Raw genomic sequence first — 16,331 nt, 5'->3', positions numbered from 1 at the left:
GATCCCTCGCGGGGTACCTTCGATCCCCCAGGTCGTGGTGCCTCGCGAGGCTGTTTTCCATCCGGGGAGTTAAACACTCCCAGGCCGACCGGGGAGGATCTCACCCCCATCCAGGGGTGTAAGCCTCCCCAAACCGGCCCGCGCGGCAAATGTGGCACCAGAGGACGGCACCCCAGCCGATGTCCAGCCCCGTGCAGACAGCCCAGTCCCTCTAGCCCGAACCCCGCCACCCCATCGAACCTCAGAGGCGGTGCGAGCGGTCCGGGGAGGCACTCGGCCCCGGATAGCCATCGGCCACGGCGGCCAGCGGCGCCGCGCGGCCCGCGGACCACGCAGCCCGGAACGCCCGCCTGTCCAGAGTCTGCTCGATGGCCCGCCGGGTGGCGAGCTGATCCGCCTTCTCCACCTCCGGGACAGGCGCCCCGATCACCTCGCGGATCCCGTCCGCCGCCCCGATCAAGAACGCCGCGTACTCCGTGCGGTTGCGCTGCTGAGCAACCGTCGCCAGCTCCTCCAGCACACTCGCGGACCGCCACCGATCACCAAGATCCCGATGCTCAGCGAGGCTCTCGTCGAGCAGGTGCACGGCGCGATCGGTGAAGCCGCGCCGGCGCTCGACGATGCCGAGCAGGTTGAGCGACCAGGCGACGCCCTCGCGGTACCCGAGCCGCTGCGACAGCGCGAGGCTCTCCTGCAGCAAATCCTCGGCCTCGGTCAGATCCCCGCTGTACTGCGCGATGGCGCCGAGGCTGATCAGCGACCAGGCCAGGCCCTCCCCATCCCCCAGCACCCGGAAGCTGTCCCGCGCCCGACGGCAGCGCCGCGCTCCGATCTCCAGATCACCGCGCAACCATGCGACGAACCCGAGCTGGTTGTGCGCCCACGACATCCCCGACCGGTCAGAGAGGCTCTCGAACAGGTCGTAGCTCTGGCAGTGCAGGTTCTCCGCGGCCAGGTAGTCGCCGCGCTCCCGGGCGACACTCCCCAGCCGCTGCATGACGAGCGCAGTACCGGCTGTGTCGTCGAGCTCCTTGTACTGCGCCAGCGCGGACTCCAGCCGGGCGGTCGCCACGTCGTACTCGCACTGCAGGAACGCCAGCATCCCCGCCCCGAGCGACGCCTTCGCCTTGTACTGCGCTCCGACGCCGGGCGAGTCCGCCACGGCGAGAGCGCGTTCCAGCCATTCGCCGCCTTCGGCGTAGTGGCCGCGCAGGTAGCAGAACAACCACAGCCCACTGGCGAGCCGCACAGCCTCGCCGGCTGATCCCGACCGCAGGGCCCAGTTCATCGCCGCGCGGACGTTGTCCAGTTCACCGTCCAGTCGATCGAGCCAGTCGGCCTGATTCGCCCCGCGCAGATGTGCCTCGGCTTCTTCGGCCAGCGCGGTGTAGAACGCCGCGTGGTGCCGCGCGGTCTCCTGCTCCCGACTCGCGGCCGTCAGCTTTCCGGCGGCGAACTCCCGGATCACCGCGAGCATGTCGTACCGCGCGATGCCGCGATCGCGGCTCACCCGGATCAGCGACTTGTCCACCAGCCGGCTGGTGAGATCGAGGGCGCGAGCGCGTTCGAGCGGTCCCGGGGCGACGGTGCCGGCGAGCACCGCCGCTGCCGCGTTCAGGGTCCATCCCCCGACGAACACCGACATCGTCGCGAACAGTTCACGCTCGGCGGGTGTCAGCAGGTCGTGGCTCCACTCGATCGCGCCGTACAAGGACTGCTGCCGCGGGGTCGCGGTACTGGAGCCGCCGGCCAGGCTGGAGCTGCTGAGAATGGCGAACGACGTCTCCAGTTCGGTCGCGAGCTCCTCGACGGTGAGCACGTTCGTCCGGGCCGCGGCGAGCTCTATCGCGAGCGGCATGCCCTCCAGCCGCCGGACCACGCGGGCGACCTGCTCGAACTGCTCGACTGGTTCGTGCCCGCGCGCGGTCGCCCGTTCGACGAACAGCTTGACCGCGGGCGCCCTGTCCGACTGCTCGTCGGACTCAGGCAGCCCGAGCGGCGGCACGACGAAGACGCTCTCGCCGGGAACGCGCAGCAACTCACGGCTGGACGCCAGGATCGACAGATTCGGGCAGCGCTCCAGCAGAGCCGAGCAGACCTGCGCCGCATCCGCGACCACGTGCTCACAGTTGTCGAGCACGAGCAGCAGGCTGCGGCGTCCGATCTGCTCGCCGATCTCCTCGACCAGCCGGACGCCGTCGAGCGGGTGCAGGCCGGTCGAGGCGGCGACGGCCGGAGCGACCGCGCCGGCATCCGACACCGGCGCCAGCGGCACCCAGCAGACCCCGTCGTCGAACTTGGAGCCCACTCCCCCGGCGATGGCGAGCGCGAGCCTCGTCTTGCCGACGCCACCGGGACCACTCAAGGTCAACAGCCGGGTGACCCGTTCGCCGATCAGCCGGCCGGCTTCGGCCAGGTCGTCCCCGCGGCCGACGAGTTCGTTGGCGGCGACCGGTAGCGGCCGCATCGCCGTGCGTGGTCCGGCGTCACCGTCGCGGCGGGCGGCCGCGGTCAGCTCCGCGCGATCGAGCGCGCCGAGATGCAGAGCGTCTCCGAGCAGCCTCAGCGTGTGTGGCCTGGGCGCTCGTCGACGACCTCGCTCGAGGGCCGCGATCGCATCGACGCTCAGGCCGGCCAGCTCCGCCAGACCCTCCTGCGACAAACCGGCGTCACGCCGGTGCCGGCGCAGGAGATCGCCGAAACCCGTTGCCTGGGCGTCGTCCGAGCCGCGGCGAGACCCGTCTGATGGCAAAGGACGGCCCACCCAGTCTCCGACCTTGTGGGTGGCGGTCGCCATCCACAAGCTGAAGGTATCCCGTTCCGCACCGCGTTGTCAGCGGAAGCGGGGGCGTTCCCAGCCAACTCACAGGAAACTCGCAACTGGCGCTAGCGCCGGCGGTGGGCGATCGCGGTCCGCATCGAGGCCCGGGCGCGCTTGCGATCACCCGCCGCGTCGTACGCCGTGGAGAGGCGGAACCAGACCCGCCAGTCGTCCGGCGCCGCCTCCGCCTCCTCCTTGTACTTCGTGAAGGCGGCGTCCGCGGCGGCCCGGTCGATCCGTCCCGACGGCCGCCTCGGCAGGTCATCCACCGGCAGCCCACCGGACTCGGCGAGCTCCCGCGCGAGCGCCTCCGTCTGCCGCCCGAACTGGATCTCCCGCCAGACCAAGTAGGCCCCGACCAGCGGAATGACCAGGACGGCGACACCGAGCCCGACTGCCATGGGATCACCCGTGCCGATCAGCAGGACCCCCCGCCAGCCGAGCAGTACGGCGTACGCGACGAAGACCGCCGCGATCACCAGGGCGGAGCGCTTGGCCGTCATCTCAGGAGAGGTCGAGGAAGTGCTCGAGGCCGACGGTGAGCCCCGGGGTGTCCACGATCCGCCGGACGCCGAGCAGCACGCCGGCCATGAACGACTCGCGGTGCATCGAGTCATGCCGGATCGTCAGCGTCTCGCCGGTATCGCCGAACAGCACCTCCTGGTGCGCGACCAGGCCCCGCAGCCGGACGCCGTGCACCCGGATCCCGTCGACGTCGGCTCCGCGCGCGCCGTCGAGACCGGTCGAGGTGGCGTCCGGGATCGATCCCGCGCCGGCCTCCCGGCGGGCTTCGGCGATCAGCTCCGCCGTACGCCGCGCCGTACCGGAGGGGGCGTCGACCTTGTCGGGGTGGTGCAGCTCGATGATCTCCACGGATTCGTAGTACCGGGCGGCCTGGGCGGCGAACTGCATCATCAGCACCGCGCCGATGGAGAAGTTCGCGGCGATCAGTACTCCGGTGCCGGGGCTGGCCTCGAGCTGCGTGCGCAGCGTCGCGAGCCGCTCCTCGTCGAAGCCGGTGGTCCCGACGACCGCGTGGATGCCGTGCTCGATGCACCAGGCGAGGTTGCCCATCACGACCTCGGGCCGGGTGAAGTCGACCACCACCTGCGCGCCGGCCTCGGTGAGCCGGGTCAGCTCGTCGCCCTGGTCGAGCGCCGCGACCAGCTCACAGTCCTCGGCGGCCTCGACGGCCTGGCACGTCTGGCTGCCCATCTTCCCTTTGGCACCCAGCACCGCAACCTTGATCATCCGTAGCCTTCCTCGTCACCACCACCGGTCCCGCCAAGGATCTCAGGACCGATCCGCGTCAAGGAGTCCGGGTGGCCGGGTCGTTCAGCGGGACGTAGATCTGCAGGTTCATCGTCGTCTTCGGCGGGGCGATCAGCTTGTAGTCGACCCGCAGGTCCAGCCCGCATGCCTGCAGCGCGGTGATCTCCAACTCGCTGATCCGGCGGTTGAAGAACAGCAGCGGCTGACGGTTGCCCGGCCACGGTTCTTTGGTCGAGCAGACCTCCTTGATCCCCGCGGCGGTCCGCTCGCGCTCCTTCGGCGACACCCAGGCCTCGCCGAACGGGCGGCCGCGAAGCATCAGAACGATCCCGGCCATCTTGTCGAAGGCGATGATCGGCCGGCCCGACGGCGTCGTGTACGGCTTCAGCAACTTGTCGAGCGCGGTGTATCTCTCCGCCGTGGTCTGGGACAGCTTGAGCCCGCTCAGCGGCTTCATCGGGGTGGCGGTGGTCAGGTCCTTGTGCGGGAGCGAGCGGTACGGGTTGAGCATCAGACCGCCGTACGCGATCGCCGCCACGGCGACGATCGAGGTGACCGTCACCAGGCCGGTCGTCACCCGGGCGACCAGCGGTGCCGCCTCGAGGCCGGTGACCACCGCGATCATCAGCGCGGCCCAGGCGGCGAAGGCGTTGAACCCGATCAAGTACAGCGGGTTGTTCGTGCCGAACGCCTGGACGAACGGCAGCACCGCGAGCAGGCCCAGGACGACCCAGGTCCGCAGGTTCTCCCGGCCGGGTGACCAGCGCTTGGCGATCAACGCGACCACGATCGTCACCACCGCGACCAGGACCGCGGCCAGCAGGGTGACCTGGAACTTCCCGTTGTTGGCCGGACCGCCGCCGAGTCCGCCGTCCTGGAAGACCCGGTAGATCGAGAGACCCAGCCCTGCCGCGGCGAGCAACCAGGCAGCGATTCGCAGTACGGGGCCGTGGCTCACGACGGCGACGGCCGCGGCGATGAGCAGCAGGAAATGCTGCTGGAGGGTCTCACCGAACAGCTTGAGGCCGGTGGTCCAATACATCTCGATCAGCGTGAACGGGGAGTAGGAGGTCTCCGCGATGAAACGGTTGACCGCGAGGACGCCGGGGATCGCCTCCGTCAGCGGGACCACCAGGAAATGCACCAGCACGGCCGTCCCGGTCGCCCCGGCCAGGGCCCAGAAGATGCCTCGGGCAACGGCTTGGGCGCCCTGCCCGGCCAGCACCACGATCGCGGCCACGCCGATCAGGGCGAGCACCACCACCGACGACCACTTGGCCAGCACCATCACGCTGACCACGAGCCCGAACAGGATCAGCGCCCAGATCGGGACCTTCTTGTCCTGCTCCACGGCCGTGGCCGCCCAGAGCACGCAGGAGACGCCGAGGAACGAGCCGAGCAGGATCACATCGTTGTAGCCGGGGCTGAGCGGCAGCCAGCTGTAACACATCCCGCCGGCGGCCAGGATCACGGTGATCCCCGCCAGCTCCCACAGCTTGGTGGGCGGCGCGGCCGGGCGGCGAACGCGCAGCCAGCGCATGAAGCTCCAGGCGAAGAACAACTGCCCGACGACGATCGTCACCAGCCGGAAGATCCGGAGCCGGACGATGTCGAAGCCCAGCAACTCGAAGACCGGCCCGTAGATGTACTGCACCCCGGTCAGCGCCAACGGATTGCTGCTCCACCAGCGGTAGGACAGCAGGTAATAGCCCTCGTCTGTGATGTCGAACCCGTAGCCGACCGTCCGGGCCGCGGTGATGATCCAGGTCAGACAGACGGCCGAAGCAACCCCGATCACCGCGAACAACAGCGTTCGGTCACGCATCGTGACGCTAGCCTTGCTCGCGGCGACATCTTCGGGACTCACCGAAGAACTTTAGACCAGAAATCACTACCTCACGTGACGATGGATGGGACGTAGGACAACAGCCCGAGTCATCAGACATCGCCGACGACTGGCGGTGGTCTTGCCTCAGCCGGGTGGAATGTTCTGGTTGAGGTGGAACAGGTTGCCCGGGTCGTACTTCTGCTTCAGGGATTTGAGCCGGTCGTACGCCGCGGCGCCGTACGCCTCCCTGATCCGCGGCGTGCCCTCGTCGCTCAGGAAGTTGACGTACGCACCGGACTGGTGCGGCTCCAGCGCCTGCCAGGACTGCCGGACCCAGTCGCGTTGCTCGGCGAAACCATCGCGACCGGGCGTCGCTCCGACGAAGTTGAAGGTGTGACCGCTCGACCTGCCGCCGAACGCCGTCCGCTCCCCGTCGACAGCACGGATCGCGCCGCCGAGATGGAAGATCGGGTACGACGTCAGCGGCGAGTCGATCGCCAGGCCTCGCTCCACGGCGATGTCGATCACCTCGTCGGACAGCTCGGCGACGTCACAGGCCCGGATGTAGTACCAGCGCCCGTGCGGGTAGCCCGGGTCGAGCATCGCCTGCAGGGCGAGGTACGGCTTCGGTGTGCACAGGTCGAGCCACGGCCGCCCGAAGGCCTTGAGCGGTGCCAGCACCCGCTCGCCGTCCTCGACGGGACCGGCGTAGCACGCGACGACCATCACCACCGGGCGTCCGTGGTACTCCGCCGGAATCGTGGGTAAGGGCGGCACCCAGCGATGGATGACCGCCGTGGTGAGTTCGTCCGGCACCTCGGTGATCCAGTCCCGGTAGAAGCGCAGCAGTTCGGGCGACGACGCCATCGGCCACAGGATCGGCCCGGCCAGCACGATCGGTCCGACGGGGTGCAGCCGGAACTCGAACTCGGTCACAATGCCGAAGTTGCCACCGCCACCGCGAACACCCCAGAACAGGTCCGCGTTGACGTCCTCGCTCGCGGTCACCAACTCGCCCGCGGCGGTGACCAGGTCGACCGAGGTCAGGTTGTCGATGCTGAGCCCGTACTTGCGCATGAGCCAGCCGATCCCTCCGCCAAGGGTGAGACCGGCGACGCCGGTGTGGGTGACGATGCCGGAGGGCGTGGCGAGGCCGAAGGCCTGGGTCTCGCGGTCGAGCTCACCGAGCAGGACGCCGGCCTGGGCCCGAGCCGTCCGGCGGAGCGGATCGACGCGGATGCCCTTGAGTGGCGACAGGTCGATCACGACGCCGCCGTCGCAGGTCGAGTGACCGGGGAAACTGTGCCCGCCGCCGCGGACCGCGACCGGCAGACCGGTACGCCGGCCGAAGCCGATCGCGGCCCGGATGTCGGCGACGCCTGTGCAGCGGGCAATCAGGGCCGGATGCCGGTCGATCGACCCGTTCCAGACGTTCCGGCGCTCGTCGTACGCCGGATCACCGGGGCCAACGAGCTCGCCGCGGAAGTCTGCCCTCAGATCGTCGAGTGCCTGTGCGTCAACATGCGCGTCCGGAGTGATTGTGCTCATGGCGGGCCCCCCTCCCTGCCGCCAGTGTGCGCCGGTCGTCCAGGACTGTCGAGGGGGCGCCGGACCGCTACACCCGCGTCACAGAACGAAGGCAGAGGTGTCCTCGCTGAAGGGACCCATCACCGTCAGAGCGGGCGTCCCGGCGTACAGGTCGGCGGCGAGATCGCAGACGTCGTCGAGGGTGACCGCGTCGATGCGGCGGAGGATCTCGTCGACGGTCGGGAGTTCGCCGTAGACGAGTTCGGCCTTGGCGATCCGGGTCATCTTGGCGCCGGTGTCCTCCAGGCCCATCACCACCGAGCCGCGCATCTGGCCCTTGCCCCGGAGCAGCTCGTCCGGCGTGATGTTGCCCTTGGCAATCGTCGCCAGCTCGGCCCGGACCACGTCGAGCACCTCGGGCGCCTTCTTCGGCAGGCAGGCCGCGTAGACCCCGACCATGCCGGAGTCCGCGTACGCCGAACCGAAGGTGAACACCGAGTACGCCAGCGAGCGCTTCTCCCGGACCTCCTGGAACAGCCGCGAGGACATTCCGCCGCCGACGATGCCGTGCAGGACCCCGGCGACGAACCGCCACTCGTCGTTGCGCACCAGGCCGGGCATGCCGAGCACCAGGTGCGCCTGCTCGACGTCCCGGCGATGCACCCGCACTCCCCCGTACGTCGGAACGCGGCGCGCCGACCCCCGGCGTACGGGCGCGGGCTCGGACTCACCGGTGAACCAGTGCCGCTCGAACGCCTTGCGGACCAACTTCACCACGTCGGAGTGCTCGACGTTGCCCGCGACGGAGACGACGATGTTCTCGGGCAGATAGCGGCGCCGGTACCAGCCGACCACCTGCTTGCGGCTCAGGCCGGCCACCGATTCCGGCGTACCGGTGATGGAGCGGCCCAGTGGCGTCTCGCCCCAGAGTTGCTCGGCGAACAGGTCGTGGATGTGGTCCGAGGTCTCATCGGCGTGCATCGCGATCTCTTCGTCGATCACGTCCCGCTCGCTCTCCACGTCCTCCGCGGTGAGCGTGGCCGAGGTGATCATGTCGCAGATGACGTCCACCGCCAGCGGCAGGTCGACGTCGAGCACCCGGGCGTAGTAGCAGGTGTACTCCTTGCCGGTGAACGCGTTCATCTCGCCACCGACGGCGTCCAGCGACGCCGAGATCTCCAGTGCGTCCCGGCGCTCGGTGCCCTTGAACAGCAGGTGCTCGAGGAAGTGCGTCGCGCCGGACAGCTGGATCGGTTCGTCGCGCGAACCGACGCCGACCCAGACGCCGAAGGTGACCGAGCGGAACCCCGGTACGGACTGGGACAGCACGCGAAGCCCGGAGGGCAGGACGGTCCGTTTGACCGGACCGCCCGCCTCCGGGCTCAGCAGCGTGCTGGTGATCGCCCTTGTCACTCGGCGGGAGCGACCTCTGCGTCGTCGGCCTTCGCGGCGTCGTCGCCGGCCTTGTCCTCCTCGAGGACCGGGATCAGCGACAGCTTGCCCCGGTCGTCGATCTCGGCGATCTCGACCTGCAGCTTCTGGCCGACGGACAAGATGTCCTCGACGGCCTCCACCCGCTTGCCGCCGGCCAGGCCGCGCAGCTTCGAGATGTGCAGCAGACCGTCCTTGCCCGGGAGCAGGGAGATGAACGCACCGAAGTTGGTCGTCTTCACGACCGTGCCCAGGTAGCGCTCGCCCTTCTCCGGCATGGTCGGGTTGGCGATCGCGTTGATCATCGCGCGCGCCGCGTCGGCCGAGGGGCCGTCCGTCGCACCGATGTACACCGTGCCGTCGTCCTCGATGGAGATGTCGGCACCGGTCTCGTCGGTGATCTGGTTGATCATCTTGCCCTTCGGGCCGATGACCTCGCCGATCTTGTCGACCGGGACCTTCACCGAGATGACCCGCGGCGCGAACTCGCTCATCTCACCCGGGGCGTCGATGGCCTTGGCCATCACGTCGAGGATGGTCAGGCGGGCTTCCTTGGCCTGGGTCAGCGCGCCGGCCAGCACGCTCGCCGGGATGCCGTCGAGCTTCGTGTCCAGCTGGAGGGCCGTGACGAAGTCCTTGGTTCCGGCGACCTTGAAGTCCATGTCACCGAAGGCGTCCTCGGCACCGAGGATGTCGGTCAGCGCGACGTACTCGGTCTTGCCGTCGACCTCACCGGAGATGAGGCCCATCGCGATACCGGCGACGGGAGCCTTCAGCGGTACACCGGCCGAGAGCAGGGACAGCGTCGAGGCGCAGACCGAGCCCATCGAGGTGGAGCCGTTGGAGCCGAGCGCCTCGGACACCTGACGCAGCGCGTACGGGAAGTCCTCGCGCGACGGCAGCACCGGCACCAGGGCCCGCTCGGCCAGCGCGCCGTGACCGATCTCGCGGCGCTTCGGCGAACCCACCCGGCCGGTCTCACCGGTCGAGTAGGGCGGGAAGTTGTAGTTGTGCATGTAGCGCTTGCGCGTCTCCGGGGAGAGCGTGTCGAGCTGCTGCTCCATCCGGAGCATGTTCAGCGTGGTGACACCCATGATCTGGGTCTCGCCGCGCTCGAAGATGGCCGAACCGTGCACCCGCGGCAGCACCTTGACCTGCGCCTTGAGCGGACGGATGTCGCTCAGGCCGCGGCCGTCGATGCGGACCTTGTCCTTGAGCACACGCTGCCGGACCAGCTTCTTGGTAAGCGAGCGGAAGGCTGCGGACAGCTCCTTCTCGCGACCCTCGAAGTCGGCGGCCAGCTTGTCGACCACGGCGGCCTTGACGGCGTCGGTGGCGGACTCGCGGTCGTGCTTGCCGGCGATGGTGAGCGCCTGCGACAGCTCCTCGGTGGCAGCGGCCTCGACCGCGGCGAACGCGTCGTCCTGGTAGTCCGGGAAGACGGGGAACTCGCCGGTCGGCTTGGACGCCTTGGCGGCCAGCTCGGACTGCGCCTCGACCAGGGTCTTGATGAAGCCCTTGGCGGCCTCCAGGCCCTCGGCCACGATCTCCTCGGTCGGCGCCTGCTTGCCGCCGGCAACGGCGTCGAAGGTGCCCGGGGTGGACTCGGCCTCGACCATCATGATCGCGACGTCACCGGTGTCGGTGACACGACCCGCGACCACCATGTCGAAGACGGCGTCCTCGAGCTCGGTGTGGGTCGGGAATGCGACCCACTGCTTGTCGATCAGGGCGACGCGGGTGGCGCCGATCGGGCCCGAGAACGGCAGCCCGGCGATCTGGGTGGACATCGACGCGGCGTTGATCGCCAGCACGTCGTACAGCTTGTCCGGGTTGAGCGCCAGAACCGTGATGACGACCTGGATCTCGTTGCGCAGGCCGGAGACGAACGACGGCCGCAGCGGGCGGTCGATCAGCCGGCAGGTCAGGATGGCCTCCTCGGAAGGGCGGCCCTCCCGGCGGAAGAACGAGCCCGGGATGCGGCCGGCGGCGTACATCCGCTCCTCGACGTCCACCGTCAACGGGAAGAAGTCGAACTGGTCCTTGGGCTTCTTGCTGGCCGTGGTGGCCGACAGCACCATCGTGTCGCCGTCGAGGTAGGCGGCGGCGGAGCCGGCGGCCTGCTGGGCCAGACGGCCCGTCTCGAAGCGGATGGTACGGGTGCCGAAGCTGCCGTTGTCGATGACGGCTTCAGCGAACTCTGCGCCCTCCATGGGCGCGTTGGTGGATCCCGACACGGGATACCCCTCTCTCGCTTGAGACGACTGCGAGGCGCGAGTTCCGGGGTGCCGGTCTTCGATCGAGGCCCGCGGGTGCTGAGTCGCACTCCCGAAGGCCACTACCGAGGACCGGTCGTCGGCCCGGGACGCGTTTCGCGTCGTCTCGTTGTCGTTGATTATTCAGTTGTGCCGCGCCTGGCGCCGATTCGACGCCGGGCACGGATACGCGAGAAGCGGCCACCCAGGACTCGGGGGCCGCTTCTCACGAGGTCATCGGCGAAGGCCGAGCCGCTCGATCAGGGACCGGTAGCGGTTGATGTCCTTCTTCGACAGGTAGTTCAGCAGCCGGCGGCGCTGACCGACCAGGAGGAGCAGGCCACGACGGCTGTGGTGGTCGTGCTTGTGCTCCTTCAGGTGCTCGGTGAGCTCCGCGATGCGGTGCGTGAGGAGCGCGACCTGGACCTCGGGGGAACCGGTGTCGCCCTCGGTCAGGGCGTACTCGCCGATGATCTTCTTCTTCGCCTCAGGATTGGCTGACGACACGTGCGATCCTCTCGATGTCCGTTGCGCGGCGCACCGGGGCTTTTGTCACCCGGGCACTCTCGATCCGCGGCCGTTCAGACGGCAGCGCCCAGAGTATCAGCCTGTGGACGCGTCACCCTAATTTGTGACCCCCTCGCGGGGTCACTGGGTCAAGAGTCGGCGGGCGTTGTCGACGTCGGCTTTCATCTGGACCAGGAGGTCGTCGATGGTGTCGAAGCGGATCTGGGAGCCGCGGAGGCGGGCGACGAAGTCGACGGCGACCCGGGAGCCGTACAGTTCCAGGTCGTCGCGGTCGAGCACGTACGACTCCACCCGGCGGTCCACCCCGTCGAAGGTGGGGTTGCTGCCCACGCTGATCGCGGCCGGCAACGGTTCGCCGTACTGCGGGGCGCCGGGTGCGGGCTCGAGCACGGTCAGCCAGCCGGCGTACACGCCGTCCAGCGGTACCGCGGCGCCTGGCTCCGCGGGGATGTTGGCGGTCGGGTAGCCCAGTTCGCGGCCGCGCTTGTCGCCCTCGATGACCACGCCGGTGACCCGCAGCGGCCGCCCGAGCGCCTCCGCGGCCCCCTCGACGTCACCCTCGGCGATCAGTTCGCGGATGTACGTCGACGACCAGGGCCGGCTGTCCCCCGCCAGGGTCAGGCCCTCGACCTGGAAGCCGGCGACGGCACCCGCCGCGACCAGCGTGTCGACGTGCCCGGCGGCCTTGTGGCCGAAGCGGAAGTTCTCCCCGACGACGACCGCCTTGGCGTGCAGGGTGCCGACCAGGACCCGGTCGATGAACTCCTGCGGTGCCCAGGACGCCACGTCCTTGTCGAACGGCAGGATCAGCACCGCGTCGGCTCCGGCCGTGCCGAGCAACTCGGCCCGCTGGCCGGGCTCGCTGATCATCGCGGGCGCGTGGCCGGGGCGCAGTACGGCCATCGGGTGGGGGTCGAACGTCATCGCGACCACCGGCAGGCCGCCCAGTTCGGCGGCCCGGGCGCGAGCGTGAGCCAGTACCTCCTGGTGGCCGCGGTGCACGCCGTCGAAGTTGCCGATGGTGACGACCGACGGACCGTAACCGGGGTCCACCTCGTCCAAACCGTGCCAGACATGCATGAGAGAAGGATTCCACGTCCCCGGCCGGGGTCTGTCAACAGGTCCCCTGGTCACCCCTTGTAATCATCGTGTCACTCAACTTAGGGTGGGCGCGCACTCTTTCGAGCCCTCGGAGGTCCCGTGAACGTTCACCGCCTCGTCGCCACCTGCCTCGCGGTGGCAGCCACCGGCACGTTGCTGATCACGAGTGCCGCTCCGGCTTCGGCCTTCGCCCCGACAGCGGAGTACAAGAGGTACGTCGCGCTCGGCGACTCGTACACGTCGGCGCCGCTGGTCCCGCTGCCCGAACTGCTGTCGCTGGGGTGTGTGCGGTCGGTCAGCAACTACCCCAAGCAACTGGCCGCGCTGTTGAGGATCCCTTCGTTCAAGGACGTCAGTTGCGGCGGTGCGGACACCACGAACATGACCCAGCCGCAGAGCACGCCGCTGGGCACCTTTCCCCCGCAGTTCAACGCGCTGACGCCTGACACGGACCTGGTCACCGTCGGGATCGGTGGCAACGATTTCGGGGTGTTCGGCGACATCACCAGCACCTGCCCCGGCCTGCGCGCCGCGGATCCGACCGGTTCGCCGTGCAAGACGCACTTCACGGTGAACGGCGTCGACACGCTGGCCGCCAAGATCACCCAGACCGAGGCACGGATCACCGAAGTGGTCCGGGGCGTGAAACTGAGGTCGCCGAAGGCAACGGTCCTGCTGATCGGCTACCCGAAGATCGCGCCGGAGACGGGCACCTGCCCCGACATCCTGCCGTTCTCCGACGGCGACTACGCCTACCTCTACTCGATCGAGCAGAAGCTCAACCTGGCGGTCGAGAACGCGGCGCTGGCCGGCGGAGCGACGTACGTCGACACCTTCGGGCCGTCGACCGGTCACGACGCCTGCGCCCCCGACGGCCAGGCGTGGATCCAGGGCAAGGACGTCAACCTCCTCCGCGCGCTGAACTACCACCCGCGCTTCGAGGGCCAGGCGGGCGTCGCTTCGCTGACGTACAAGAAGCTCACCGGCTTGAGGCAAACGGTGACGCCGGCCGAGCAGGCCACCTGGGCCGCGGAAGCCCGCACCCTCACCAACCAAGCAAAGTCCGACCCGGCCGTCATGGCCTCCCTGGATCGCCTACGGACCAGCGCGCAACGCTGACCCTTTCCAATCCGTACGGCGACCACCGAGCCGGCTCCCTCCACGCAAGGGTGCCGGCTCGGTGGCTTTGGGTTCGGGTGCGGCGTGACGGGCAGCGGGTAGTACGTGGCTAGACGAGGGCGTCAGCAAGTTCTGTCAGGGCTTGGCCGAGAGGGAGGTTCACGCGGAGCGTGGCGTATGGGTCGCCTCGGGTGTGGCCCTGGTTGATGATCAGGACCGGCTTTCCTGCCTTCGCGGCGTAGCGGACGAAGCGGAAGCCGGACATCACCGTCAACGACGAGCCGAGCACCATGACGGCCTGCGCCTCGTCGATCTGTTGGTAACAGCGTTCGACTCGGGGCTTTGGGACGTTTTCGCCGAAGAAGACAACATCCGGCTTGAGCAACGGCGAAGTGCAGTTCGTGCAATCGACCAAGCGGAAGTGCTTCACCACGTCGTCGGGCAGTTCGACGTCGCCGTCGGGGTTGATGCGGGTCGCTTCGCCTTCGAACACCGGGTTGGCCTCGCGCAGCCGCCGATCCAGATGCTCGCGTGGCGTCGTCTGCCGGCAGTCCAGGCAGATCACTCGGTCGAGATTCCCGTGCAGTTCGATGACGTTCCGAGCACCGGCAGCGCCGTGCAACCCGTCGACGTTCTGAGTGATCACCCCGTCGACGAACCCCCGGGCCTGCAGTACTGCGACCGCCCGGTGCCCGTCGTTCGGCGCGGCCCTGGCGATCGTCCGCCACCCGAGGTGACTCCGCGCCCAATACCTCTGCCGCCCAGACTCGCTCCCCACGAAATCGCCGTACGTCATCGGCGTGTGCGTCCGCAGACTCCCGCTCTCCCCGCGGTAATCCGGAATCCCCGACTCCGTCGAGATCCCGGCCCCGCTGAGAACCACCACTCCCCCCGCGGCGACCACGTCCACCACGGGCGCGACGTCCGTAGTACCGGGAGCAAGCGAGAGCACGTCAGGCCCAGGGGACCAGGTCAGTGTGGGACGGGAACGCACTCCTCAAGAGTACGTGCCCGTCAGGAGACGAAGACGGCCGTGGGTTTTGCGAGGGGGCCGTGGGGTTCGTACAGCGCCAAGAAGGTGCCGGAGGGGTCGAACATGGCGGTTTGTTCGCCAGGGGTGAGCTTCAGACCGGGCAGCGGGCGGCCCGTACGGATGGCGGCTGCCTGGTCGGGGTCGGCGTCGAAGCGGGGGAAGGTGTCCGCGGCGACTTCGGCGATCGGGAGCAGCGCGAAGTCCTCGGCGAGCTCCTCCAGCGTGTGCGCGGTGGACATGCCGAAAGCCCCGACCCGCGTACGCCGAAGCCTGGTGAGGTGGCCGCCGACGCCGAGTTCGGCGCCGAGGTCACGAGCCAGCGCGCGGATGTAGGTGCCGCTCGAGCAGTCGACGGAGATGTCGACCTCAAGACCGGCAGCGCCAGCCCGTACGTCGACCACGTCGTACCGGCTGATGGTCACGCTGCGGGCCTTGAGCGCGACCTCTTCGCCCGCGCGGACGCGTTCGTAGGCGCGCTTGCCGTCCACCTTGATCGCGGAGACCTTCGACGGGACCTGCGAGATCTCGCCGCGGAAACCGTCGACCGCCGCCGAGATCTCCTCGGCGGTGATCGCGGCAAGCTCCTCGGAAGTCGCGGTTGCGGTGATCTCCCCCTCGGCGTCGTCCGTACTGGACGTGGCGCCGAGGAGGATCGTCGCGTCGTACGACTTGTCGGCCAGTTGCAGGTGGCCGAGCAACCGGGTCGCGCGGTTCAGCCCGACCACCAGCACACCGGTAGCCATCGGGTCGAGCGTGCCCGCGTGGCCGACCTTCCGCGTGCCTGCGAGCTTGCGGACGCGAGCCACCACCGTGTGCGAGGTCAGCCCGGCCGGCTTGTCGACCACGACGATGCCGTCGGCAACGGACAGGTCGACCTCACTCGTCGTCGGAGTCATCGTCCTCGCGGTGCTTGTACGGGTCGGCGTCGCCGGCCGGCTTGGCGCCCGCCGCCGACTTGGCCACCTCAGCGTCGGCTGCCCGCGCCTTGGCCAGCAGTTCCTCGATCTGGCCGGCGGTCTCCGGGATGGCGTCCAGGTAGAACGCCAGGGTCGGCGCGCGCCGCAGGCCCAGGGCCTTGCCGACCTCGCTGCGGATCAGGCCACGAGCCGACTCGAGCGCGGCGGCGGTGGACGCCCGCTCCTGCTCGCCGCCGTACACCGTGTAGAAGACGCTCGCCTCGCTCAGATCGCCGGTCAGCTTGGCGTCCGTCACGGTGACGAAGCCGAGCCGCGGGTCCTTGACCCGGCGCTCCAGCAACTCCGCGACCAGGACCTGGATCCGGTCGGCCAGCTGCTTCGCCCTTGCTTCACCCATCAGGGCTCACTCCCTCGTATTCCTGCACTCATGCGTAACGTCCGGAGCGACGGCATCAAACCCGCCACTCCGGACGTTACAAGGCTGACCGGCGGCCGGGTC

General features: G+C 69.2%; 13 protein-coding genes. 1 reads left to right on the top strand and 12 read right to left on the bottom strand.

What is annotated here, in order from left to right; translation table 11 throughout:
* Positions 1-241: 241 nt before the first annotated feature.
* From ABD255_RS37500 to ABD255_RS37460, 9 genes are all read right to left on the bottom strand, one after another.
* Entirely contained in the window at positions 242-2,797 is a 2,556-nt protein-coding gene (locus ABD255_RS37500) for an ATP-binding protein (RefSeq protein WP_344221559.1), read from the bottom strand.
* Positions 2,798-2,886: 89 nt separating this feature from the next.
* Positions 2,887-3,324 (bottom strand): hypothetical protein, encoded by a 438-nt coding sequence (locus ABD255_RS37495; protein ID WP_344221558.1) that lies wholly within the window; start codon positions 3,322-3,324, stop codon positions 2,887-2,889.
* A gap of 1 nt (position 3,325) precedes the next feature.
* Complete coding sequence (dapB, locus tag ABD255_RS37490) at positions 3,326-4,072, bottom strand: 4-hydroxy-tetrahydrodipicolinate reductase (protein WP_344221557.1); 747 nt, start codon at positions 4,070-4,072, stop codon at positions 3,326-3,328.
* A gap of 58 nt (positions 4,073-4,130) precedes the next feature.
* The gene (locus ABD255_RS37485; RefSeq protein ID WP_344221556.1) at positions 4,131-5,960 is read right to left on the bottom strand and encodes a hypothetical protein; all 1,830 of its coding nucleotides are present in this window, start codon (positions 5,958-5,960) and stop codon (positions 4,131-4,133) included.
* Positions 5,961-6,065: 105 nt separating this feature from the next.
* On the bottom strand, positions 6,066-7,469 hold the full coding sequence (locus tag ABD255_RS37480; protein WP_344221555.1) for an FAD-binding oxidoreductase: 1,404 nt from the start codon (positions 7,467-7,469) through the stop codon (positions 6,066-6,068).
* A 78-nt stretch (positions 7,470-7,547) separates the two neighbouring features.
* On the bottom strand, positions 7,548-8,861 hold the full coding sequence (locus ABD255_RS37475) for a M16 family metallopeptidase (RefSeq protein ID WP_344221554.1): 1,314 nt from the start codon (positions 8,859-8,861) through the stop codon (positions 7,548-7,550).
* On the bottom strand, positions 8,858-11,092 hold the full coding sequence (locus ABD255_RS37470) for a polyribonucleotide nucleotidyltransferase (protein ID WP_344221553.1): 2,235 nt from the start codon (positions 11,090-11,092) through the stop codon (positions 8,858-8,860). Before ABD255_RS37470 ends, ABD255_RS37475 begins: the two co-directional genes overlap by 4 nt.
* Before the next feature lie 276 nt (positions 11,093-11,368).
* Positions 11,369-11,641 carry a 30S ribosomal protein S15 gene (gene rpsO, locus ABD255_RS37465; RefSeq protein ID WP_325021337.1) on the bottom strand — a complete coding sequence of 91 codons (273 nt, stop codon included), beginning with the start codon at positions 11,639-11,641 and terminating at the stop codon, positions 11,369-11,371.
* Positions 11,642-11,782: 141 nt separating this feature from the next.
* Positions 11,783-12,742: a bifunctional riboflavin kinase/FAD synthetase gene (locus ABD255_RS37460; protein ID WP_344221552.1), complete on the bottom strand. Its 960-nt coding sequence runs from the start codon at positions 12,740-12,742 to the stop codon at positions 11,783-11,785.
* Between the two features lie 120 nt (positions 12,743-12,862).
* On the opposite strand from ABD255_RS37460, the gene ABD255_RS37455 reads away from it, so the two are divergent.
* A complete protein-coding gene (locus ABD255_RS37455; RefSeq protein WP_344221551.1) occupies positions 12,863-13,882 on the top strand; it encodes an SGNH/GDSL hydrolase family protein in 1,020 nt (339 codons plus the stop codon).
* Positions 13,883-13,991: 109 nt separating this feature from the next.
* Here ABD255_RS37455 and ABD255_RS37450 read toward each other — a convergent pair whose 3' ends face one another.
* From ABD255_RS37450 to rbfA, 3 genes are read right to left on the bottom strand one after another with little or no spacing between them, the layout of a single operon-like run.
* Positions 13,992-14,876 carry an NAD-dependent protein deacetylase gene (locus ABD255_RS37450; protein WP_344221550.1) on the bottom strand — a complete coding sequence of 295 codons (885 nt, stop codon included), beginning with the start codon at positions 14,874-14,876 and terminating at the stop codon, positions 13,992-13,994.
* A 20-nt stretch (positions 14,877-14,896) separates the two neighbouring features.
* The gene (truB, locus tag ABD255_RS37445; RefSeq protein ID WP_344221549.1) at positions 14,897-15,811 is read right to left on the bottom strand and encodes a tRNA pseudouridine(55) synthase TruB; all 915 of its coding nucleotides are present in this window, start codon (positions 15,809-15,811) and stop codon (positions 14,897-14,899) included.
* Complete coding sequence (gene rbfA, locus ABD255_RS37440; protein WP_344221548.1) at positions 15,792-16,229, bottom strand: 30S ribosome-binding factor RbfA; 438 nt, start codon at positions 16,227-16,229, stop codon at positions 15,792-15,794. Before rbfA ends, truB begins: the two co-directional genes overlap by 20 nt.
* Between the last annotated feature and the right edge of the window lie 102 nt (positions 16,230-16,331).

Origin of the sequence: Kribbella sancticallisti (assembly GCF_039530625.1) — a bacterium.
Classification (GTDB): domain Bacteria; phylum Actinomycetota; class Actinomycetes; order Propionibacteriales; family Kribbellaceae; genus Kribbella; species Kribbella sancticallisti.
This window is presented reverse-complemented; position numbering and strand designations above follow the sequence as displayed.